Source organism: Trabulsiella guamensis ATCC 49490 (assembly GCF_000734965.1).
GTDB lineage: Bacteria > Pseudomonadota > Gammaproteobacteria > Enterobacterales > Enterobacteriaceae > Trabulsiella > Trabulsiella guamensis.
Genome location: NZ_JMTB01000224.1, coordinates 1 through 435, shown reverse-complemented (window position 1 = coordinate 435; position 435 = coordinate 1). Strand labels below are relative to the sequence as shown.

1 pseudogene is annotated in these 435 nt (G+C 58.6%); it reads right to left on the bottom strand.

The window, feature by feature from the left end:
- Positions 1–15: 15 nt before the first annotated feature.
- A pseudogene (locus GTGU_RS26280) lies at positions 16–435 on the bottom strand (baseplate J/gp47 family protein); the annotation flags it as partial.

Here is a 435-nt window from a genome sequence, read left to right as displayed (position 1 = left end):
AGGCCAGCCATTCATCTACACTGTGAGCCATTCAATCTCTCCGACAGTGATTAGCTCATTCTGCTCAGCCGGGATGTCGTCAGTCAGGTTTAGCGTATAGTCCGTCACGCCTGACGCCGTACCAATGGCCGTTCTGAGTGCGGTGATGAGCATGGTCTGTCCGGGCGATATGGTTTTCTGAAGGGCGATCAACTTCGCCTGAACGGACGCACGTGTTGCCGGCGTATCCGGCGTCAGACTGATTTGCGGGTTAAGCGGGGACAGCTCCAGCTCGACAGGCCACACCTCGATCCCGCCAGGCTTGCCGACAAGGTTACCGGTTGCCGGATCGGGATGACGGAACAGATACACCTCCATATCGGCTCTGTCCTGCGCGGTCGGGGTGATGTCAGTACGGTCGTCGTATACCCAGGCGAGGCCCATCGTGCATGGTCC